General features: G+C 59.6%; 24 protein-coding genes. 12 read left to right on the top strand and 12 right to left on the bottom strand.

The genetic code is table 11. From position 1 onward, the window contains the following. Positions 1-23: 23 nt before the first annotated feature. The gene (locus tag ACOYXE_RS04685; protein WP_460927947.1) at positions 24-434 is read left to right on the top strand and encodes an SRPBCC family protein; all 411 of its coding nucleotides are present in this window, start codon (positions 24-26) and stop codon (positions 432-434) included. A gap of 129 nt (positions 435-563) precedes the next feature. On the opposite strand, the gene ACOYXE_RS04690 is transcribed toward ACOYXE_RS04685, so the two are convergent. Together ACOYXE_RS04690 and ACOYXE_RS04695 are read right to left on the bottom strand one after the other, a co-directional pair. Then, positions 564-1958: a sensor histidine kinase gene (locus ACOYXE_RS04690; RefSeq protein ID WP_160058565.1), complete on the bottom strand. Its 1395-nt coding sequence runs from the start codon at positions 1956-1958 to the stop codon at positions 564-566. Further along, the gene (locus ACOYXE_RS04695) at positions 1936-2619 is read right to left on the bottom strand and encodes a response regulator transcription factor (RefSeq protein WP_123594222.1); all 684 of its coding nucleotides are present in this window, start codon (positions 2617-2619) and stop codon (positions 1936-1938) included. Before ACOYXE_RS04695 ends, ACOYXE_RS04690 begins: the two co-directional genes overlap by 23 nt. A 307-nt stretch (positions 2620-2926) precedes the next feature. On the opposite strand from ACOYXE_RS04695, the gene ACOYXE_RS04700 reads away from it, so the two are divergent. From ACOYXE_RS04700 to hcnC, 5 genes are all read left to right on the top strand, one after another. Beyond that, complete coding sequence (locus ACOYXE_RS04700; protein ID WP_007914999.1) at positions 2927-3856, top strand: membrane protein; 930 nt, start codon at positions 2927-2929, stop codon at positions 3854-3856. A gap of 226 nt (positions 3857-4082) precedes the next feature. Further along, complete coding sequence (locus ACOYXE_RS04705) at positions 4083-4622, top strand: hypothetical protein (RefSeq protein ID WP_405123358.1); 540 nt, start codon at positions 4083-4085, stop codon at positions 4620-4622. A gap of 241 nt (positions 4623-4863) precedes the next feature. Beyond that, a complete protein-coding gene (gene hcnA, locus ACOYXE_RS04710; RefSeq protein ID WP_405123359.1) occupies positions 4864-5181 on the top strand; it encodes a cyanide-forming glycine dehydrogenase subunit HcnA in 318 nt (105 codons plus the stop codon). Then, entirely contained in the window at positions 5178-6587 is a 1410-nt protein-coding gene (hcnB, locus tag ACOYXE_RS04715; RefSeq protein WP_460927951.1) for a cyanide-forming glycine dehydrogenase subunit HcnB, read from the top strand. Before hcnA ends, hcnB begins: the two co-directional genes overlap by 4 nt. After that, on the top strand, positions 6580-7839 hold the full coding sequence (gene hcnC / locus ACOYXE_RS04720) for a cyanide-forming glycine dehydrogenase subunit HcnC (RefSeq protein ID WP_160058562.1): 1260 nt from the start codon (positions 6580-6582) through the stop codon (positions 7837-7839). The genes hcnB and hcnC overlap by 8 nt, the downstream gene beginning before the upstream one ends. Positions 7840-7954: 115 nt before the next feature. Here the strand turns inward: hcnC and ACOYXE_RS04725 are convergent, their stop codons facing one another. Continuing rightward, entirely contained in the window at positions 7955-9763 is a 1809-nt protein-coding gene (locus ACOYXE_RS04725) for a monovalent cation:proton antiporter-2 (CPA2) family protein (protein WP_160058561.1), read from the bottom strand. 250 nt (positions 9764-10013) lie between these two features. On the opposite strand from ACOYXE_RS04725, the gene ACOYXE_RS04730 reads away from it, so the two are divergent. Continuing rightward, positions 10014-10928, top strand: coding sequence for a LysR family transcriptional regulator (locus ACOYXE_RS04730; protein WP_160058560.1), 915 nt, complete (start codon positions 10014-10016; stop codon positions 10926-10928). Here the strand turns inward: ACOYXE_RS04730 and ACOYXE_RS04735 are convergent. Next, on the bottom strand, positions 10918-11688 hold the full coding sequence (locus tag ACOYXE_RS04735; protein WP_160058559.1) for a substrate-binding domain-containing protein: 771 nt from the start codon (positions 11686-11688) through the stop codon (positions 10918-10920). The genes ACOYXE_RS04730 and ACOYXE_RS04735 overlap by 11 nt on opposite strands. 12 nt (positions 11689-11700) lie before the next feature. Continuing rightward, positions 11701-12993 carry an MFS transporter gene (gene tcuC, locus ACOYXE_RS04740; RefSeq protein ID WP_160058558.1) on the bottom strand — a complete coding sequence of 431 codons (1293 nt, stop codon included), beginning with the start codon at positions 12991-12993 and terminating at the stop codon, positions 11701-11703. Between the two features lie 429 nt (positions 12994-13422). Here tcuC and ACOYXE_RS04745 point away from each other — a divergent pair, with 429 nt between their 5' ends. Further along, entirely contained in the window at positions 13423-13731 is a 309-nt protein-coding gene (locus tag ACOYXE_RS04745; protein ID WP_160058557.1) for an RcnB family protein, read from the top strand. Positions 13732-13780: 49 nt separating this feature from the next. Here the strand turns inward: ACOYXE_RS04745 and ACOYXE_RS04750 are convergent, their stop codons facing one another. Together ACOYXE_RS04750 and ACOYXE_RS04755 are read right to left on the bottom strand one after the other, a co-directional pair. Continuing rightward, positions 13781-14092 carry a protealysin inhibitor emfourin gene (locus tag ACOYXE_RS04750; RefSeq protein ID WP_160058556.1) on the bottom strand — a complete coding sequence of 104 codons (312 nt, stop codon included), beginning with the start codon at positions 14090-14092 and terminating at the stop codon, positions 13781-13783. Continuing rightward, positions 14089-15150, bottom strand: a complete 1062-nt coding sequence (locus ACOYXE_RS04755) for a M4 family metallopeptidase (protein ID WP_160058555.1) — start codon at positions 15148-15150, stop codon at positions 14089-14091. The genes ACOYXE_RS04750 and ACOYXE_RS04755 overlap by 4 nt, the downstream gene beginning before the upstream one ends. Positions 15151-15292: 142 nt before the next feature. On the opposite strand from ACOYXE_RS04755, the gene ACOYXE_RS04760 reads away from it, so the two are divergent. Continuing rightward, a complete protein-coding gene (locus ACOYXE_RS04760; protein WP_160058554.1) occupies positions 15293-15631 on the top strand; it encodes an FKBP-type peptidyl-prolyl cis-trans isomerase in 339 nt (112 codons plus the stop codon). Between the two features lie 88 nt (positions 15632-15719). Here ACOYXE_RS04760 and ACOYXE_RS04765 read toward each other — a convergent pair whose 3' ends face one another. The 5 genes from ACOYXE_RS04765 to ftrA all read right to left on the bottom strand — a co-directional run bounded on the left by ACOYXE_RS04765 (position 15720) and on the right by ftrA (position 18698). Then, complete coding sequence (locus tag ACOYXE_RS04765) at positions 15720-16031, bottom strand: helix-turn-helix domain-containing protein (protein WP_405123365.1); 312 nt, start codon at positions 16029-16031, stop codon at positions 15720-15722. A gap of 3 nt (positions 16032-16034) precedes the next feature. Continuing rightward, complete coding sequence (locus ACOYXE_RS04770) at positions 16035-16358, bottom strand: type II toxin-antitoxin system RelE/ParE family toxin (RefSeq protein ID WP_160058552.1); 324 nt, start codon at positions 16356-16358, stop codon at positions 16035-16037. 278 nt (positions 16359-16636) lie between these two features. Continuing rightward, the gene (locus tag ACOYXE_RS04775) at positions 16637-16906 is read right to left on the bottom strand and encodes a hypothetical protein (protein WP_160058551.1); all 270 of its coding nucleotides are present in this window, start codon (positions 16904-16906) and stop codon (positions 16637-16639) included. A gap of 2 nt (positions 16907-16908) precedes the next feature. Next, positions 16909-17289 (bottom strand): DUF6124 family protein, encoded by a 381-nt coding sequence (locus tag ACOYXE_RS04780; RefSeq protein ID WP_460927957.1) that lies wholly within the window; start codon positions 17287-17289, stop codon positions 16909-16911. Between the two features lie 434 nt (positions 17290-17723). Further along, the gene (gene ftrA / locus ACOYXE_RS04785) at positions 17724-18698 is read right to left on the bottom strand and encodes a transcriptional regulator FtrA (RefSeq protein WP_160058549.1); all 975 of its coding nucleotides are present in this window, start codon (positions 18696-18698) and stop codon (positions 17724-17726) included. Positions 18699-18799: 101 nt separating this feature from the next. On the opposite strand from ftrA, the gene ACOYXE_RS04790 reads away from it, so the two are divergent. The 3 genes from ACOYXE_RS04790 to ACOYXE_RS04800 all read left to right on the top strand — a co-directional run bounded on the left by ACOYXE_RS04790 (position 18800) and on the right by ACOYXE_RS04800 (position 21566). Next, positions 18800-19228, top strand: coding sequence for a rhodanese-like domain-containing protein (locus tag ACOYXE_RS04790; protein WP_460927960.1), 429 nt, complete (start codon positions 18800-18802; stop codon positions 19226-19228). A 247-nt stretch (positions 19229-19475) separates the two neighbouring features. Further along, positions 19476-20255: an ABC transporter substrate-binding protein gene (locus tag ACOYXE_RS04795; protein WP_016775210.1), complete on the top strand. Its 780-nt coding sequence runs from the start codon at positions 19476-19478 to the stop codon at positions 20253-20255. 198 nt (positions 20256-20453) lie between these two features. After that, positions 20454-21566, top strand: coding sequence for a M14 family metallopeptidase (locus tag ACOYXE_RS04800; protein WP_160058547.1), 1113 nt, complete (start codon positions 20454-20456; stop codon positions 21564-21566). The last annotated feature ends 129 nt before the right edge of the window (positions 21567-21695 follow it).

Raw genomic sequence — 21695 nt, forward strand, 5'->3', positions numbered from 1 at the left:
ATTTCCGAGAGAGACGTTTATTTATGCCTACAGCATCAGCAACCATCGATATCCCGGCCTCGGCCGATCAGGTCTGGCAATTGATCGGCGGCTTCAACACGCTGCCCGATTGGCTGCCCTTTATTCCCAACAGTGAACTGAGCGACGGTGGGCGCGTGCGCACCTTGCAAACCGCTGACGGCGCTGTGGTGGTAGAGCGTCTGCAAGCGTTCGACAATGCCGCGAAAACCTACAGCTATTCGATTGAACAGGCGCCGTTCCCGGCCACTGATTATCTGGCGACGATCAAGGTCGAAGCCCAAGGGCAGGGCGCACGGGTGACGTGGTCGGGGCGCTTCAACGCCAAAGACGTGAGCGATGAGGAGGTGGTGGCGCTGTTCAGCGGCATCTACCAGGGTGGACTCGAAGCACTCCGAGCCAATTACCCAACCTGAAGAACACCACGATCCAATGTAGGAGTGAGCCTGCTCGCGATGGCGTTTTGTCATTCAATGAGTTGTTGACTGAGACACCGCTATCGCGAGCAGGCTCACTCCTACAGGGGTTGCATTCCAAGGTGGGGATCAGGAATTTTCGATCAGGCTCTGCCGGCAATCGAGCACCAGTTTCGCCCCGCCCAGATCACTGCTGCCGACTTCAAGACTGAAGCCATGCAAACTGACAATCGCCGCGACAATCGACAGCCCCAAACCAAAGCCACCCTGCGGCTGCCCACCCTCGGCGCGATAGAAACGCTGGAACACCGCCTCACGCTCAGCCTCGGGAATCCCCGGTCCTGAGTCGTGCACCTCGATCCGCGTCTGTCCACCCGCGTTGACCCCACGCAACATCACCGTGCCGCCCGGCGGCGTGAACTTGATCGAGTTGCTCAGCAAATTCGCCAACGCCTCGAACAGCAATGCCCGATCACCGTTCAGCGCCGGTAATGTTTCCGGCATGTTCAAATCGAAACGCAGCTCGCCTTCCTCGGCCAGCGGCAGGTAAAACTCATGCAGTTCTTCCAGCAATTGCACCGGGTCGAGTTCGACAAAGCCTGAGCGGCGCTGGCGATCTTCCAGTTCGGAAATCCGTAGCAAACCGCGAAACCGCGCCATCAGCGTATCCGCTTCCGCCAGCACCAGATCCAGTTGCGCCGCCTCCTGCGAACCTTCGCCGGCCTGTTGCTGCATGCGATACAACTGCGCGCGCAGGCGCGTCAGCGGGGTGCGTAAATCATGGGCGATGTTGTCGCAGACGCCTTTGACTTCATTCATCAAGCGCTCGATGCGTTCGAGCATGGCGTTGACGATGGCGGCGAGCATGTCCAGTTCATCGCGGCGGTTGGACAGCGGCAAACGATGGGTCAGGTCGCCGGCGACAATCGCCTGGGCGCTGTCCTGAATCGCGCGAATCCGCCGCAGCGGTCGACGCCGTAGCAAATGCCAACCGGCAATCCCGGGCAGAATCGTCAGCGACACGCCCCAGAACAACGCATGCAAAATGATCCGCGTGACGGCGAACAGCGAGCCGTTGTCGCGCAGCAACACCAGCCAGCGGCCGTCGCGGGTTTGCGTGGCGACCGCGTCGCAGCTGTCATTGGGCAGGGTCGGGTCATCGGAGTCGGCGCAGTCGGCGAGCATGTGGATCTTGCCGTCCAGCGGTAGGCCCTCGGGGATCTGCTGCAAGGCACCGCCGAGGTAAACGCCGTCGGCATCGAACAAGCCATAGGCGTCGATGCCGCGAATATCGAAAGTCATGCTGGCGGCGAGGGCGTCTTCCAGTTGCTCGCCGCGAAAGTGCGAAAACAGATGCTGACGTTGCATCAGCGAATGTTTGGCGAGGTTGTCGAGGTAGCCGGAAACCTCGTAATACATGACCCCCATGAGGATCGCGCTCCAGGCCACGAACAGCGAACTGTAAAGCGCCAGCAAGCGGCTGCTGGAGGAGCGCCAGCCGTCAGACGGGTTCGGCAATGACATAACCCGAGCCCCGTACCGTGCGGATCAACGGAACGTTGCCCACCGCGTCGATCTTCTTGCGCAGACGGCCGATATGCACGTCGATGAGGTTGGTGCCCGGGTCGAAGTGATAACCCCAGACCTCTTCGAAAATCATCATCCGCGAAAGGATCTGGCCGCTGTTGCGCATAAGGAATTCGAGCAGCTTGTATTCGGTCGGCAATAGCGTCAGCACCTGTTCGGCACGGCGCGCTTCGTGGCTGATCAAGTCCAGTTCGAGGTCGGCCACCTGCAAGGTTGTCGCCTGAGTCGCGCCGCTGTTCTGCCGACGCAGCAACACTTCAACCCGTGCGGCCATTTCATCGGTGGCGAACGGTTTGGTCAGGTAGTCATCACCGCCAGCGCGCAAGCCGCGTACGCGTTCGTCAACATCGGAGAGGGCGCTGATCATCAGAATCGGTGTGGCCACGCCCATGGTGCGCAGGGTGGTGACGATGGCCAGACCATCGAGTTCGGGCAGCATGCGGTCGAGGGTGATCAGGTCGTAGTTGCCGCTCACGGCGCGGTCGAGGCCTTCGCGGCCATTGTCGACCCAGTCGACTTCCAGCCCGTGGCTGCTCAGTTCGGCGACGATTTCCCGCGCAGTCACGGCGTCGTCTTCGATGGTCAAGATACGAGTCATAGGCAGGCCTGCTGATCGGTTCAAACGGAATGGCAGCATTTTGCCAAGAAATTGCGCTGACGCTTTAAATTAACTTTCATGTTGACCTGTCACAAACGCAAATTTCGAGCGCTATTGGTATTCGAGGCCAATGCATAAAACCCGCTCTTATTCGGGCCTTGTTGCAATTTGCATGGTCCTGGGAAGTTCATTCTTTCTAAGTGATTGAAAACCGAAGATTTATTTAATTTCTGCGACTGGCACGGTCACTGCAATTCCTCTGATGACGAGTTGTAACACCATTTTTCATGCCTGGAGCAGAACAACAATGAATAGATCCCCTGATGGGTTTTATCCCGCCGTTGAAGAGTCGAGCAGCGTTTCGGGCGTGTCCTGGGGCGCGATTTTCGCCGGTGCTGCGGCTGCCGCTGCACTGTCGATGATTTTGGTTTTGCTCGGGTTCGGTTTGGGTTTCTCTGCCGTTTCACCGTGGGCCGGAGAGGGCGTTAGCGCCAAGGGCCTGGGCATTTCTACGATAGTCTGGCTGGCGGCGACGCAAATCATCGCTTCCGGCATGGGTGGCTACATCGCCGGTCGCCTGCGGGTGAAGTGGGCGAACATGCACGGTGACGAGGTGTATTTCCGCGACACCGCCCACGGCTTCCTTGCCTGGTGTGTGGCTACATTGGTTACCGCAGTGCTGGTGGTCGGCTCGGTCAGCAGCGTCATCAGTGGTGGTGTGCAGGCAGGTGCCAGTGTGGCCGGCGGTGCAGCCAGCGCGATGACCCAAGCGGCCGGCTCTGCTGCAGCGAACACCGACAGCAATCAGTACGGTTACTACATCGACAGCCTGTTCCGTGATGACCGTCCGGCCTCCGTCAGCGATGACGCAGCGCATGGTGCGGTGGCCCGTATTTTCGCGCAAAGCCTGGCCAATGGTCAGTTGAGTGCCGAAGACCGTACCTACCTGGCGCAGCTGGTCGCACAGCGGACCAACCTGACTCAGGCCGATGCCGAGCGCCGCGTCGATGAGATCTACGCGCGCACTCAGAAAGCCCTGGCCGACGCCAAGCTGAAAGCTCAACAAGCCGCCGACACCGCTGCGAAAGTCGCTGCCTGGACCTCGCTGTGGATGTTCATCTCGCTGTTGGCCGGTGCGTTCTTCGCCAGCCTCGCGGCTACTTACGGCGGTCGTCGCCGGGATGCCGTCGAGTACGTAGAAGTCGACACCTACACCACGACCACTCCAGTCCGTTAAACAAGGAGCATGACCATGCGCTCACTTCTGCTGTTTTTCCTCGGCGTACCGATCCCGATCATCATCCTGATCGCCCTGTTCGTGCACTGATTGCTCCATTGAGGCCCATGCCTCGGCCGCTTCCACCTTCGGGTGGAAGCGGCTTTTTGCTTTCTGCGGGGCCAACGGCGAGAATCGCCGCCGGAAGTGGATTGGCCGCTTTTACCTCTCTTTAAGGATGAACACGTTGGACAAGAAGGAAATCAAACGCCAGTTGGTGGAAATGCTCGAATCCGGGCGCTCGAAAACCGAAACGTTCAAAGCGTTGTCGGGCGGTGCGGTCAAAGATCGCGTGTTGGCAGCCTGGATCGGCGGGCGTCCGGATCCGGCCCTTAGAGAAAAGCATTCACTCAAAGTCACCCTGCTGGTTGTGTTGACCTGCATTCAGGCATTGATCGGCGCAGTCTTCGGTTTCTTCCTGTTCTATGACGCCAGCGCCGGCCTGGCACTGACCATGCTGCTGATCGCAGGCGGCATTCCGCTGTTGTTTGCATGGGGTTTCTACAAGAACGTGGCGGCGGCTTACACCGTTTATGTCCTCCTCACCATCAGTCAGGTTTCACGCATGTTCAAGGGCTATGAGGAAGATCCGCTGTCGACCGTGATTGCCGTCGGCATCACCCTGGCCATTGTGTTCTACGCCGCGTGGATCAAATCCCTGCTGTTCCCGGACTTGGGTTTCATTGGCGCGAAGAAGATCAAAGGGCAGTTCGTCTTCTCCAACTGATCGTTGGACAATCCAATCGTTTTCACTGGCCTGGATCAATATTTACTGCGGCGAGATCGCCTAACGTAAATGATCCCGGCCTTTGCTGAGGTATGAACTACAGTGCTTCTCGCGCACCTCTGTTGCGCTGACGAAGTACGCGTCGACGCCCCAATCACAGCAACAACAAACGCGTCGACACGCTGTAGTGCAGCAAGGAGCTGACACCACCTCAACCGAACTTTCACGGATGAACATCGCAATGCACTGCCAAGAAAGAACTTTCGATATCCAGCCGTTGGCGCAGGCGGACATGACCGTCCACATCAACGGTCAAGCGGTCACCGCCGCCATCGGCGAAACCGTACTCAGCGTTATTCAATCACTCGGCGTACGCCAGATTGCCCGCAACGATCACGATCAGATTACCGGCGCCTATTGCGGCATGGGCGTTTGCCAGTGCTGTTTGGTGAAAATCAATGGCCGGCACAAACGTCGTGCCTGCCAGACCGTGGTGCGTGACGGCATGCACATCGAAACCCAGGTCAACCGCATCACCGAGCAGGAGGTGATCGTATGAGCCTGCAACCGGTGATCGTCGGCGGCGGCCCGGCGGGGATGGCGGCGGCCATCGAACTGGCGCGCCACGGTGTGCGCTGCACCTTGCTCGAAGAAGCTTCGCGGCTCGGCGGTGTGGTCTATCGCGGGCCGCTGCGGGACGGCGTGCAACTGGATTATCTCGGCCCGCGCTACTCCGAAGCGCTGGGCAAACTGCACGGTGATTTTCAGGAACAGTCCGGGCTGATCGACGTGCGCCTCAATCATCGTGTGGTCGGCGCCGAAGGCACCCGCGCCTTGGTGGTGCTCGATGGCGACGAGCAACTGCACGAGATCGAGTATTCGCAGTTGCTGTTGGCTGCCGGTTGTCATGAACGCAGCGTGCCGTTTCCGGGCTGGACCTTGCCGGGGGTGATCATGCTCGGCGGTCTGCAACTGCAGATCAAAAGTGGTGTGGTCAAGCCGCAAGGGCCGGTGATCATCGCCGGCACCGGGCCGTTGCTGCCGCTGGTGGCGACACAACTGCATGCCGCAGGCGTCAGCGTCGCGGGCGTGTATGAAGCTTGCGCGTTCGGCAAAATCGCCCGCGAAAGTCTGGCGCTGCTGAACAAGCCGCAGTTGTTTCTCGACGGTTTGAGCATGCTCGCCTACCTGAAACAGCACGGCATCTCGATGAACTACGGCTGGGGCGTGGTCGAGGCCCACGGCGAGGGCGAGCTGAAAAGCGTCAGCGTCGCGCCGTACTCGGCCACTTGGGAACCGGACATGAGCCGCGTCGAGCGCTTCGAAGCCAAGACCCTGGCGGTCGGTTACGGCTTTATTCCACGCACGCAACTGAGTCAGCAGATGGGCCTGGACCACGGCTTCAGCAACGACGGTTATCTGCGCGCCAATGCGAATGTCTGGCAGCAAAGCAACGAACCGCACGTGCATTTGGCCGGTGACATGGGCGGGATTCGCGGCGGTGAAGCGGCGATGCTCGCCGGCAAGATCGCCGCGACCTCGATTCTCCTGCAACGCGGCGTGCTCGAAGAGGAATTGGCGCGGGTTCGCCGCGACCGCTACTTGAGCAAACTCAAAGCCATCGTGCGCTTTCGCGCCGCCGTCGATCGCTACACCGAACGCGGCGTCGGCCAGACCGCATTGCCCGCCGCCGACACGGTGATCTGCCGTTGCGAGCACGCCACCCGCGCCGACATCGACCTGGCGCTGGAGCAGGGCGTGCAAGACATCGCCAGCCTGAAAATGCGCACCCGCGTGAGCATGGGCGATTGCCAGGGGCGCATGTGCGTCGGCTACTGCAGCGATCGCTTGCGTCAGGCTACCGGGCGCAAGGACGTCGGTTGGCTGCGCCCGCGTTTCCCGATCGATCCGATTCCTTTTTCCGCGTTCCAGTCCGTCGGCACGGAGACCGCTGCCCATGAGTAAGTTCTATGACGTGATCATTGCCGGCGGCGGCGTGATCGGGGCGTCCTGCGCCTATCAATTGTCCAAACGCAAAAACCTCAAAGTGGCGCTGATCGATGCCAAACGCCCGGGCAACGCGACCCGAGCCTCGGCCGGTGGTTTGTGGGCGATCGGTGAGTCGGTCGGCCTCGGCTGCGGGGTGATTTTCTTCCGCATGATGTCGGCCAACCGCAAGCGCGAAACCCAAGGCGCGGCGGTGGCGGTGGACGCGAGCACGCCGCATATTCTGCCGGAGTCGTTTTTCGATTTTGCCCTGCAGTCCAACGCCCTGTACCCGGCGTTGCACCGAGAGCTGAAAGACAATCACGGCATGGATTTCAAGTTCGAAAAGACCGGGTTGAAATTTGTCATCTATGACGACGAAGACCGGCTCTACGCTGAGCACATCGTCGGCTGCATTCCGCACCTGGCCGATCAGGTGCGCTGGCTCGATCAGGCGGCGCTGCGCGAGGCTGAACCGGGCGTCAGCCATGAAGCACGCGGAGCGCTGGAGTTTCTCTGCGACCATCAGGTCAGCCCGTTCCGCCTCGCCGACGCCTACATGGAAGGCGCGCGGCAGAACGGCATCGACATCTTCGTCAACACCAACGTCACCGGTGTGTTGCACCATGGCAGCCGCGTGACCGGTGTGCAGACGGCCGAGGAGGGCGTGTTCCACTGCAAGACGCTGATCAACGCCGGCGGTGCCTGGGCGGCGGATCTGAGCGAGTGGGCGACGGGGATTCGCATCCCGGTGAAACCAGTGAAGGGCCAGATTCTGCTCACCGAGCGCATGCCGAAAATTCTCAACGGCTGCCTGACCACCAGCGACTGCTACGTGGCACAGAAAGACAACGGCGAGATACTGATCGGCAGTACCACCGAAGACAAAGGCTTCGACGTCACCACCACCTACCCGGAAATCGCCGGGCTGGTACAGGGCGCAGTACGCTGTCTGCCGGAACTTAAAGACGTCAATCTGAAACGCACGTGGGCAGGTTTGCGTCCGGGCTCGCCGGATGAGTTGCCGATACTCGGGCCGATGCGTGGGGTGGAGGGTTATCTGAATGCCTGCGGGCACTTCCGCACCGGGATTTTGACCTCGGCGATTACTGGTGTGTTGCTGGATAAACTGGTCAACGATGAACCGCTGCCGCTGGACATCACGCCGTTTCTGGCGGATCGGTTTGCAGCAGCCCCAGTCAAGCAGGAGCGCACGCTAGAACCTGCTTGACACAGATCCCCTGTAGGAGTGAGCCTGCTCGCGATAGCAATCTGTCAGTAATGAATAAGTCGACTGACACACCGCCATCGCGAGCAGGCTCACTCCTACAGGTTTTGTGCGGGGCTCAGGATTTGCGCGATTCTTCTTCGAGTTGGTCGGATTCGAACAACCGCGCCAGTTCCGCACGGGCTTCCTGGGCGGTTTGCAGAACTTTGGCCGCGTCGTCGTAGATCGCGTGTTGTGCCTCCAGCACCTGTTCGTCGTGATGCTTGAAGCGCTTGATCCGCGCATCGGCCTGGGCCTGGGTCAGACCAAGTCCCACCAACGTACGCCGGCTCATCTCCAGACTTGAGTAATACGTCTCACGAATCGCCTCCGCGCCAACATCCACCAAGCGGTGCACGTGCTGACGGTTACGCGCCCGAGCGATGATCTTCATGTGCGGATACAGCTTGCGCACCACCTCGGCGGTCTTGATGTTGGTCTCCGGATCATCCGTGGCAATCACGAAATATTCCGCCTCGCCGACCTTGGCCGCATTGAGGATTTCCGGACGCATCGGGTCGCCATAGAACACCGGCACACCGCCAAAACTGCGCGACAGTTCGATGGTTTCCACCGACGTATCCAGCGCAACGAACTTGATGTTCTGCGCCCGCAGAATCCGCGCGACGATCTGGCCCATCCGGCCCATGCCAGCGATCACTACACGCGGGGTGTCAGTGTCGATCTCACGGTATTTTTCCGGCACTTCCACCGGCTGCACTTTTGGACTGACCAGCCGCGCACAGATCAACAGCAACAACGGCGTCACCGCCATCGACAGGGTGATGGTCAGCACCAGCAGGTCATACAGACGCGGCTCAAACAGGCCCTGATCACGACCGATCTTGAACACCACAAAAGCGAACTCACCACCGGCCGCCAATACGATACCGAGGCGGATCGCACTGACCTTGTTCAAGCCACCGGCCAGACGCCCGACGACGAACAGCAGCGGCAATTTCAACCCGATCAACAGCAGCGTCAGCCCCAGCACGGTGATCGGCGCACTCAGCAGCAAACTGAGGTTGGCGCCCATGCCGACGCTGATGAAAAACAGCCCGAGCAGCAGACCTTTGAACGGTTCGATCTGCGCTTCCAGTTCATGGCGATATTCCGAATCCGCCAACAGCAGACCGGCGAGAAACGCCCCCAGTGCCATCGACACACCGACCAGATCCATCAACCACGCCGTGCCAATTACCACCAGCAACGCCGTAGCCGTCGACACTTCCGGCAAACCGGTTTTCGCCACCACGCGGAACACTGGCCGCAACAGATATCGCCCACCGACCACGACCACGGCGATACCGCCGAGCACTTGCAACGCATGGTTCAGGCTTTCCGCGTTACTGGTGTCGTGAGCACCACCCGCCAGCATCGGCACCAGTGCGATCAACGGGATCGCGGCGATGTCCTGAAACAGCAGAATCGCGAACGCCAGTCGCCCATGGGGGCTGGTTAGTTCTTTGCGCTCGGCCAGACTTTGCAGACCGAATGCCGTCGAGGACAGTGCCAGACCAAGACCCAGCACAATCGCGCTGTTCAGTGGTTGACCAAACACCGACAGCGCCAGCACGCCGATCACTGAAGCGGTCAGCAGCACCTGCGCCAGACCGACGCCGAACACCGATTTACGCATCACCCACAAGCGTCGCGGCGACAGCTCAAGCCCAATGATGAACAGCAGCAACACCACACCCAACTCGGAAATGTGCGCCACGCTCTGCGGGTTGCCGATCAGGCCCAAAACCGAAGGGCCGATAATCACCCCGGCAAACAGATAACCGAGCACGGCGCCCAGTTGCAGACGTTTGGCCAAAGGCACGGTGAGCACGGCCGCGAACAGAAACACGACAGCGGCTTGCAACAGATTGCCTTCATGGGGCATGGGGGGTTACTCCTGACAACGGTACGGCGGGGGTGACAAGGATAAGGGCTGAATCGATTCAAGATCCACAGAAGATCCCTGTAGGAGTGAGCCTGCTCGCGATAGCGGTGTGTCAGCCACACATGAGTCGACTGATCCACCGCTATCGCGAGCAGGCTCACTCCTACAGGGGATCTTCATCATTTCTGTAATATCTGGCATCAATTGGTTACATTTATAACCTAAGCGAATTAATCTCCCGAGTCCCGCCATGGCCATCAACTTCGACCTCAACGATCTGCAAGCCTTCCGCGCGGTGGTCGAGCAGGGCAGTTTCCGCAAGGCCGCCGACACCGTGCGTCTTTCGCAACCGGCGTTGAGCCGGCGCATCGAAAAGCTCGAAGACGCCCTCGGCGTCAAACTCTTCGAACGCACCACACGCAAGGTCAGTCTGACTCAGGCCGGACGCGGCTTCATGCCCAGTGTCGAGCGTTTGCTCGATGATCTGGATGTCGCGTTGCTGGGCATCAGCGAAGTCGCTTCGACGCGCCTGGGCCATGTCACCGTCGCCTGTGTGCCCTCGGCGGCTTACTACTTCATGCCCCGCGTGGTCGCGCGCTATCACCAGCAATTCCCACGGATCAAAGTCAAAGTGCTCGACTCCAGCGCGCACGATGTGTTGAGTGCGGTGGTCAATGGCGAGGCGGATTTCGGCTTGAGTTTTCTCGGCACGCAGGATGCCAAAGTCGAGTTCGAACCGCTTGTGCAGGAGTGCTACGTCGTCGCCTGTCGCCGCGATCATCCGTTGGCCGAACGCAGCAGTGTGAGCTGGGATGAGTTCTATCAGCAGGATTACATCTCGCTCGACAAGACCTCCGGCAACCGCTTTTTGCTCGATCAAGCGTTGAGCACGGTGGTGCCGCAGCGTTCGAGCATCTGCGAAACCCGGCATGTGACGACGATGATCGGTCTGGTGGAGGCGGGGTTGGGCGTGGCGGCGGTGCCGCTGATGGCGATGCCTGGGCCGGATCATCCGATCCTGACGCGGGTGCCGCTAACCGACCCGCAAGTGATGCGCAGTGTCGGCATCATCAAGCGCCGGGGTCGTACGCTGACCCCGGCGGCACTGGAACTGGAGCGGCTGGTGGTGGAAATGAAAGTCCAGCCGCCAACGATCAGCGCTTGACCGAATCCAGGCCGGTGGCCTGCACGTCAGCTTGCGCGGCCGGCGCGGCGAGGTAGGCGAGCAAGGCTTTCGCCTCTTCTGGATGCTGCGCGCCGACCGGAATCCCGGCGGCAAAACGCGTCACCGACTGTACCGATTCCGGAATCTTCGCGACGAAACTCACCCCTGGCACCGGCAGCAATTCGCTGACCTGCTGGAAGCCCAATTGATAGTCGCCATTGGCAACCACCGAGCCGACCGGAATTTTCGGGATCATTTTTGCCTTCGGCTTCAGCTGATCTTCGATGCCCAGTTTCTTGAACAACTGCTGCTCGATGTACACGCCGCTGGCGCTGTCGGAGTAGGCCACCGACTGTGCGTCGAGCAGGGTTTTCTTCAGGCCGTCGACGCTGCTGATGTCCGGTTTCGGCGCGCCTTCGCGCACCACCAGGCCGATCCGCGAATCGGCCAGCTCAACGCGCGAGGCCGGGTCGACTTTGCCTTGCTTGATCAGGTCATCGAGGGCATAGCCGACCATGATCACCACGTCGGCGTGTTCACCGCGCGCGAGGCGATTGGGGATCGCCTCGGGTGCTTTGCCCATCGACGGACCGAGGCTGGTGGTCAGTGTGTTGCCGGAGGCGGAGGCGAATTTCGGGCCGAGGATTTTGTAGGCGGCGGTGAAGCCGCCGGAAGTCATCACGCTCAATTCTTCGGCCTGGGCCGCGAGGTTGAACGCGAGACCGGCGAGCAGGGCGGTGACAGTAAACAGTTTTTTCATGGCGAGTTTTCCTCAGGCCGCGACAGGTTGCAGACGACCACCGGCACGGCGGTACAGATAAAGAGTGGCGCACAAAGCGCAGAGCGCGCCGATGCTCATCCAGTAACCCGGTGCGGCTTTGTCGCCGGTGTACTGAATCAGGAAGGTCGACATCGCCGGAGTGAAACCACCGAAAATGGCGGTGGCCAGGCTGTAGGCGAGGGAGAAACCGGCAACGCGAACCTCGACCGGCATGATCTCGGTGAGCGCCGGAATCATCGCGCCGTTGTACAAGCCGTAGATAAACGACAGCCACAACAGCGACAGCAACATGTGGCTGAAACTCGGCGACTGCACCAGATACGACAGCGCCGGGTAGGTGGTAGCCAGAGCCAGCAGCGACATGGCGATCAGCACCGGACGACGGCCGATACGGTCGGACAACAGGCCGCCAATCGGCAGCCAGAAGAAGTTCGACACACCGACCAGCAGCGTCACCAACAGCGCATCGGAGGTGCTCAGGTGCAGCACGGTTTTGCCGAAGGTCGGCGCGTACACGGTGATCAGGTAAAACGCGGTGGTGGTCAGCGCGACCATCAACATGCCGCCGAGTACCACGCCCCAGTTCTGGCCGAGGGTGCGGAACACTTCGCCCATGCTCGGGCGGTGTTTGCGTGCGGCGAATTCTTCGGTTTCCTCCAGGTTACGGCGCAGGAAAAAGATGAACGGCACGATCATGCAGCCGACGAAAAACGGAATCCGCCAGCCCCAATCGGCCACCACCTCCGGCGCCATCCACGCGTTCAGCGCATAGCCCAAAGCAGCGGCGACAATGATCGCCACCTGCTGACTGGCCGACTGCCAAGCGGTGAAGAAACCTTTGCGACCCGGCGTGGCGATCTCAGCGAGATACACCGACACACCGCCCAATTCCGCCCCGGCCGAGAAGCCTTGCAGCAAGCGCCCGATCAACACCAACGCCGGTGCAAACAGGCCGATGCTTTCGTATCCGGGCACCAGCACAATCAGGATCGTGCCGCTGGCCATGATCGACAGCGTGACGATCAAACCTTTGCGCCGGCCGACATCATCGATGTACGCACCGAGCACGATGGCGCCCAGCGGACGCATCAAAAAGCCTGCGCCGAATACGGCAAAGGTCATCATCAGAGAAGCGAATTCACTGCTCGCCGGGAAAAACACCGCCGCGATCTGCGTGGCGTAGAAGCCGAACAGAAAGAAATCGAACTGTTCGAGGAAGTTGCCCGAGGTCACCCGGAAAATGGCACCGGCCCGCGAGCCGTTGTGAGGGATTGAGGCTGTCATAGAAAAGTACTCCACCGCTTTTATGACGTGCGCGACGGGAGGGCGGCGCACGGTTTTTATTGAGGCGGATGGTGGCGCAGGTGTAACGAGATGTTAATTGCATTATTGGCATGGATTGATGTGCAAAGTGGATCAATCCAGAGTCGCCCTGACTAAACCTGTGGGAGCGAGCCTGCTCGCGAAAGCGGTGGTCCAGGCAATGAAGATGTCGAATGTGCCGGCCCCTTCGCGAGCAAGCTCGCTCCCACAGGTTCTGCGGCGTGCTCTCTGATTTTGGCAACGCCCTGAAATCTTGTGTGAGCTAGTTTGCCAGCGATGGCGGCCTTACAGACATCTACAATCCCCAACCAGTCCAAACAAAAAAACAAGGAATGATTCCCGAACCCGGCAGTCCGAGTTCAGGTAGCACACATCTCAGGAGGTTCACCGATGAACAGCAAAACCCTAATCGCCAGCCTGGCCCTCGTCGCCGGCATCGCCGGGATCAGCCCACTTGTTCAAGCGGCGCAAACCTCAAATGAACAGGCCGTGCAGTCGCCGACCAGCGACCGCGAGTTGAAGGTCAACGACCGGGCGCCTGAAATGTATCAGCGCAATGAAAAGGCCCTGCAAAACTGGAAAGCCAAAGGCCTGAAAGCACCGATCGAGCAGGCCCAGTGGGTGCAGATCAACGACAAGTACGTGATGGTGATGATTACCAACGGGACAATTGTCGAGATGCAACCGGTGGAGCGTTAAATCCGGTCTTTCCACCAGCCATGGATGGCTGGCTGTTCACCGTTCGCCTTTATAACAACTCTCCCTTGTCCCAGAGCATTACCAGATTCTCAGGTGCCTGGTCTTCGGGCACTTTGAGCAGCATTTTCTTCGAGTGATAACTCACTTCGATTTGATAAAAGCGCTCATCCCCACGGCCGGATTCGCTGCTGTCCAGGGGCAGGCAACCCTCCAACACCGAGCAGATCCTTGAGCGTTGGCTGATGTCGCATTGCGCGAATTCGATTTCTCGCGGTCGGGTCAGGCTATGAATCGCCGCCACGCCACCCTGGCGGGATACGCGTACTACGGATTTGTCGTCCAGTTCAGGCAGCGTTTTCATACAACCTCCTCAGTTATTTCCACGCCAACCTGCGCCCATGCTTGTTGCACTGCACCGACTTCGTTGGCGCCAAAGCGCTGGCCTGCATGTTCGACCGTCAACTGGGCGAACCCGGCAAACGTTGCGTCCTGGCTCAAGCGGTTATCGCAAAGCGTGTCGTACCAGATTCGTCCGGCCTTTTCCCAAGCGAAGCCGCCAAACGCTCGGGCTGCCAGATAAAATGCGCGGTTGGGAATGCCGGAATTGATATGCACGCCGCCATTGTCTTCGCTGGTGATGACGAATTTGCGCATATGATCCGGTTGCGGATCCTTGCCCAGCAACGGGTCGTCATACGCCGTTCCGGGGTGCGACATCGAGCGCAGGCCCTTGCCCTGGATCTTCGGCATCAGCAGGTCGGCACCGATCAACCAGTCTGCCTGTTCGGCTGTCTGGCCGAGCGTGTATTGCTTGGTCAAGACGCCGAACACATCCGAGAGCGACTCGTTCAACGCGCCGGACTGGTTAGCATAAATCAGCCCGGCCTCGCTTTCGGTCACACCGTGGGCCAGTTCATGGCCGATGACGTCGAGCGAGCGCGTAAAGCGTTGGAAGATTTCGCCATCACCGTCGCCGAACACCATTTGGGCGCCATTCCAGAAAGCGTTTTCGTAACCCTGGCCGTAATGCACGCTGCCGATCAGGGCAAAGCCCTGATTGTCGATCGAGTCGCGACCGAACACTTTCCAGAAGAAATCATAGCTGGCGCCCAGCGCGTCGTAAGCCTCGTCGACCGCCGCATCGCCACTCGGCGGTTGACCCTCAAGCCGCACGATCTTGCCCGGCAGGAGCATTTTGTTCTGCGCATCATGCACGCTGCGTTCGGCCAGACCGGGCTTGCTCTTCTCGGGCAGGATCGCCCGTGCCGGCGGTTGCGCGGGAGCACCTGGATTGGGCAACAGGCTGCGTACATGGTTGAGCGTGAGCATCGCTGCCGTACGCTGCGGCGTTGAACCATGAGCGATGATGCGGTTGAGGATGTAGGGTGGAATAAAACTGCGCAGTAGTGAGTCGGTCATCAGAGCTTCCCTGGCTTAATACGATGTCGATAAACATGTGAGCGATGGCGCGTGTTTCGGTTCCATGGATTGCCATCGGCAGCGGATTCTGCGAAAAACGCCATCCGCGCCCGATCGGGCCAACCGTAAAGAGTCCACGAACATGACCAATGAACTACAGGTAATCGATCTTCAGATCGGCGAAGGCAAAGCCGCCGTCAAAGGCGCGCTGATCACCACCCAATACACGGGCTGGCTGGAAGACGGCAGCGAGTTCGATTCTTCCTACAGCCGTGGCAAACCTTTTCAGTGCGTGATTGGCACCGGGCGGGTGATCAAGGGTTGGGATCAGGGCTTGATGGGGATGCAGGTGGGGGGCAAACGTAAATTGCTGGTGCCGGCGCATCTGGGGTATGGCGAGCGGACGATGGGCAAGATCCCGCCGAATTCGAATCTGGTGTTTGAGATTGAGTTGTTGGAAGTGCTTACGCGGGAGGATTGAGTTGAGCAGGGTCTGCTTTGGCCGTGAGAGGGGCGATGCCCCCTCATCATTTTTTTGTACAAAATGTTGGCGACGAGTCAGCTTTGTATCAGGCCCATTGCAGCGGTTGACCCAAAGGGAAACAGATGTCTACCTCCAGCTTTGCTGCGGCTGACAAATTGACCAGCGCATCCAAAGAGAACTTGTCGATTTTTCCATTGAGCACATCGTTAAGCCGTGGCTGGGTAATTCCCAAGCGTTTGGCTGCTTCTTTTTGAGGAAGCTCCCAAGCTCGAATGGTCTCGCAAAGCGTGCGCATCAGTTTAGCCCGCAGACGCATATTGGCGGCATCCTGCGGCGTGTCTTCCAGTGCATCCCAGACACTTGAATAGCGCTGGGAAAGATTTTGATGATCCATCATGGTCTACCTTATTTCCTGGTATCTGGCGCGTGCCAGTTCGATATCTCGCGTTTCAGTTTTGCGCGTGGTCTTGTGCATGGCGTGCAGCACATAGATCGCTTCAGGTCGGCTGACCACGTAGAACACTCGAAACGCCCCTGAGTCCTCGGTGATTCTGATTTCGTTGACGCCCCGTCCGACCGTTTTCATTGGCCGCCAATCAAACGGTTCGTCGCCCTGCTGCAAGAGATCCAACTGAAACCCCGCTGCTCTGCGGGCATCGGGTGGGAATTCTTTCAGATCTTTAAGCGCACTCCCGACAAACCTCACATCCTTGTGTCTTGGCATCGACTTCTCCTTGTTGATAGGAAAAGCGTAATCGCCCGGTTGGAATCGTGATGCAGCGTTGTGTTGCAAGGAATGGCGGAAAGAACTTTAATAACAGGTTATATCAGAACGGATATAAATCAAGCGAGGATTGCAGTTATAGATATCCGTCGGCAGAAAGAACGCCATCGAGAGCAGGCTCGCTCCCACATTGGATCGGCGGTGTACTCAAATACCATGAGCCACCGCAGATCTAGTGTGGGAGCGAGCCTGCTCGCGAAGAACGATCACGCGGTCAATCAGGCCGCGTGCGACATCTCGGCCAGTGTGTCGGCCACGGTTCTTTGCAGTGAGGGGAACCGGCGGGTTACGCGGCGCAATGCGGGTAGCACGGCGTCGATTTCCAGTTCATCGAGTTGGGGAAGGGCGGTGACGGCGGAGGCGACGATGGATTCGCGTTCGCTTTCGAACAGCACCAGGCAGGCGTTCTGTGCCCAGCGTCCGTCCCGCTCATTGAAGCCCATGGCCACCAGTGCCGCGACGACTTGTGCATCGGTTTTGTTGGACATGTTTATTGCCTCAGGGCGGGTTCGATTTTGTCGAGGGCGCGGTTGACCGCGAGTTCGCCGAGCATGACCACTTGCTGGATGCCAAGCACGGTGTTGCGGTAGGGCGAGTCGAGCAGGGCGGCGAAGTCGCTGAGCATGATGCTGGCCGAGGCCATGGATTCGCAGGCGTGGGCCATGAGGTCTTCGGCGCCGGTGTTCGGGTCGACGAGGAACATGGTGCTGGGTCTGCGCGGTGGTGATGGCGGTGTGGGTTTCAGGTAATGATCGAGGGCGCGTTCGGCGGCTTCGTGGAGTTTTCTGGAGCCCGGTGTGGAATAGGGGGACGTTGGATTTGGATCGACTTCCGCTTCTGTTTCGGGCGGATTCGGCGTTATTTTGAACATATGCTAGGAAACCTCAATGAGGCTGACACCGTTTGCGACTAAACATTGGGTGGCAGCTATACGCAGGTTAGTCGACCGGCCTCCTAGCTAAACCGGCGCGCTCGAAAGCGCCCTGCGCATAGCCGCCATTGAGTGCAGGCATGGAAATGCCAGACTGAATAACAGCTTGCTAGCTAGAGATGACACCGAGCGACTAAACCCGATCACTGAACATTCAGTGACGCGAACCAAGTTACCGGCAGCCCCCAAGCCGCACAAGCCGGCGGATTCTGGCGTAGTTGTAGGCAAAGGCGCAAGGCGCTGTAGCCTTGTGGCTGATGTCTAAATGATGCTGCGTTTGACTGGGCGACTTCGCGAGCAGGCTCGCTCCCACCTTTGAAATGCGTACCCCCTGTGGGAGCGAGCTTGCTCGCGAAGGCGCCTTCAAAATCACCTCAGGATTCAACCCTCACACCCCGCCCAAACCGCTCCCGATACACCGACGGCGGCACCCCCACCACCCCACGAAACGCCACACGAAAACTCTCCACCGACCGATAACCACAACGCTCGGCAATCTGCTCGGTATTGTCCGGCGTACTCTCCAGCAACTCCCGCGCCCGCGCCAACCGTTCATGTTGCAACCACGCCTTGGGCGACTGCCCGCTAGCCTCGGTAAACCGCCGCAGAAACGTACGCTCACTCATCGCCGCTTCACTGGCCAGATCGCGCACCTCCAGCGGTTCATGCAAACGCTCGCGCGCCCATTGCATCACCCGCGACAGATCATTGCGCGGGGTAGGGCTGACTGGTGTCGGAATGAACTGCGCCTGACCGCCAGTACGTTGCGGCGACATCACCAGACGCCGCGCCACCGAGTTGGCGACTTGCGTGCCGAAGTCCCGTGCCACCAGATGCAGGCAGGCATCGATCCCGGCCGCGCTGCCGGCCGAAGTGATCAACTGACCGGAATCGACGTAAAGCACATCGGCATCGACAGCAATCGCCGGGAAGCGCTGCGCCAGTTCCGCCGTGTACCGCCAATGGGTGGTGGCGCCGTGGCCGTCGAGCAGGCCGGTGGCCGCCAGCACAAATACACCGGAACAGATCGACAGTAATCGCGCACCTCGGGCATGGGCCTGGCACAGCGCGTCGATCAATGCTGGAGGCACCGGCGCACTGCGATCGCGCCAGCCGGGAATGATGATGGTGCGCGCTTCGGCCAACAATTCCAGACCGCCATCGGCCAGCACCTGAATCCCGCCCAAGGCGCGCATCGGGCCTTGATCGACCGCCGCAATGGCGTGGGTGTACCACGGGAAATCGAACTCCGGCCGGGTCAGGCCGAAGACCTCCACGGCGATGCCGAACTCGAATGTGCAGAGGCCGTCGTAGGCCAGAATTGCGACCAGACCTGGTGATGTCGGCATTTGGCGGAAAATTCCCGGTGAGTGTCTTGTGCGCCACTGTAGCCGCAAGCGACCGCTCGATAAAGTCTGTTCACACCCGTTCAGATAAAGGAGCAACACCCATGGTCAGTCTGGTTCGCGACATCCCTGCCGCTACGTCGGCGATTGCCCTGATGCACTTCAGCAATCGTCTGACCTTCGAGACCGATTGTTCTGACGTCTTCAGCAGCCAAGAGGCTGGCGAGATTGATTTTGTCCTGGTCGACGTCCGTGGACCACTGGCCTATGAGCGCGGGCATGTGCCGGGCGCGATCAACATCCCCAACCGTTTGCTGACGGCGGCGGAACTGGCGAGTTACCCGAAAACCACGCTGTTCGTGGTCTATTGCGCCGGCCCGCACTGCAACGGCGCGAACAAGGCAGCGGTGAAACTGGCGGCGCTGGGGTATCCGGTCAAGGAGATGATCGGCGGCGTTACCGGATGGCTGGATGAAGGCTTTCAACTGAGCGTTGAGCAAGTCGGCAAAACCGCCATCGGCTGCGAATGCTGACGTCCGTTTAAGAGAATTCCTGAGCAAAAAAAGCGCTTGTCCTACAGCCTTTGCACCACGACGGCGCACCCGTTGACCCCGGTCAATCGGTGCGCCGATCTTTCGTAAGTATTTGTCGCTTAAACACAATTTACCCTGTGCGCGCCGCCATAGACTGCCGGCCACTTCGGTTTTTGTAGCCAATTGGCCATGACCGAACGCTGAATCGAAAGCTGCCAATAAAAGCCTCCGCACACAGGAGTTATAAATGAAGAAGCTAGTGATGTTCGGTGCCCTGGCACTGTCGATGTTGTCCCTGACCGCTGTGGCCGAAGACGCCAAGCCGATCCGCATCGGTATCGAAGCCGGTTACCCGCCATTCTCGATGAAAACCCCTGACGGCAAACTCACCGGTTTCGACGTCGATATCGGCGATGCGCTGTGCGCGCAGATGAAAGTCAAATGCACTTGGGTCGAGCAGGAATTCGATGGCCTGATCCCGGCGCTGAAAGTGAAGAAGATCGACGCCATTCTGTCGTCGATGACCATTACTGATGATCGCAAGAAGAACGTCGATTTCACCATCAAGTACTATCACACCCCGGCGCGCTTCGTGATGAAGGAAGGCTCGGGCGTGAAAGACCCGCTGACCGAGCTCAAAGGCAAGAAAGTCGGTGTGCTGCGTGCCAGCACCCACGACCGTTACGCCACCGAAGTGTTGGTGCCAGCCGGGATCGACCTGGTGCGTTACGGCTCACAGCAGGAAGCCAACCTCGACATGGTTTCCGGGCGTATCGACGCGATGCTGGCCGACTCGGTCAACCTCAGCGACGGTTTCCTGAAAACCGACGCCGGCAAAGGCTTCGAATTCGTTGGCCCGACCTACGAAGACGCCAAGTACTTCGGCGGTGGCGCCGGCATTGCGGTGCGCAAGGGCGATACCGCGCTGGCCGAGCAATTCAACAAAGCCATCACCGAAATCCGCGCCAATGGCGAGTACAAGAAAGTCCAGGACAAATACTTCGACTTTGATGTGTACGGCCATTAATACGCCGTAGAAAAAAGTGGCCCCGTTTGCGCGGTGGCCACTTTTTTTGCGCTCTAATTGTGGTGAGACCCTTGTAGGCCTTCGCCTGCTCGCGATAGCGGTGTGTCATTCAATGAATGTGTTGGCTGACCCACCGCTATCGCGAGCAGGCTCACTCCTACAGGGGATCTTTGTGATCCAGATATTGAGGAGTTACCCATGCAACGCATCGACCATGTTCTGCCCTGGAGCCATTTGGGCAGCGAACGCTCGCTCAGCGTGTTTCGCTATGGCGCGGGCACCCGCAAGGTGTACATCCAGGCCAGCCTGCACGCCGATGAACTGCCGGGCATGCGCACCGCGTGGGAGCTCAAGCAGCGCTTCAATGAACTCGAGCAGCAAGGCCGTTTGCAAGGCGTGATCGAATTGGTGCCGGTGGCCAACCCGATCGGCCTCGATCAACACCTGCAAGGCGCGCACATGGGCCGCTTCGAACTGGGCAGCGGCAAGAACTTCAACCGTGCCTTCGTCGAACTCAGCGCACCGGTCGGGGCGTTGATCGGTGAACGTCTGGGCGCGGACGCCGAGGCCAACGTTGCGCTGATCCGCCAAACCATGGGCCAGGTGTTCGATGAGCTGCCGGCCCCGGCCTCGCAACTGGAAGCCTTGCATCGTTTGTTGCTGCGCCATGCCTGCGATGCCGACATCACCCTCGATTTGCATTGTGATTTCGACGCGGCGATTCACTTGTACGCGCTGCCGCAGCACTGGCCTCAGTGGCAATCGCTGGCGGCACGTTTGAAGGCTGGCGTGGCGCTGCTGTGTGAAGATTCCGGCGGCAGTTCGTTCGATGAGTCCTGCTCGACGCCGTGGCTGCGTCTGGCGCGGGCGTTCCCGAATGCCGCGATTCCAGCAGCGAACCTGGCGACCACGCTGGAACTGGGCAGCATGGGCGACACCCGGGTCGATCAGGCGCAGGCCAATTGTGAAGCGATTCTCGGTTTTCTCGCGGAGCAGGGGTTCATCAGCGGCGAGTGGCCGGCGGCGCCGAGCGAGTGCTGTGAAGGTCTGCCGTTCGAGGGCACTGAATACCTGTTTGCGCCGCACCATGGCGTGGTGAGTTTCCTGCGCAATGCTGGTGAGTGGGTGGAGCAGGGCGATGCGCTGTTTGAAGTGGTGGATCCGTTGCAGGATCGCGTGACCACCGTGCGTGCAGGCACCAGTGGCGTGTTGTTTGCGCTGGATCGCGGGCGCTACACCGAGCCGGGGATCTGGCAGGCGAAAGTGGCGGGGCGGGTGGCGTTTCGTACAGGAAAATTGACCAACGACTGACCGGATCTCCGTTGGGGCTAATGGCCTCATCGCGAGCAGGCTCACTCCTACAGGGGAACGCATTCCAAATGTAGGAGTGAGCCTGCTCGCGATGGCGGCATCAGCAACACCACCGAATTTGGATCCTCG

The organism is Pseudomonas sp. MC6 (assembly GCF_054790575.1).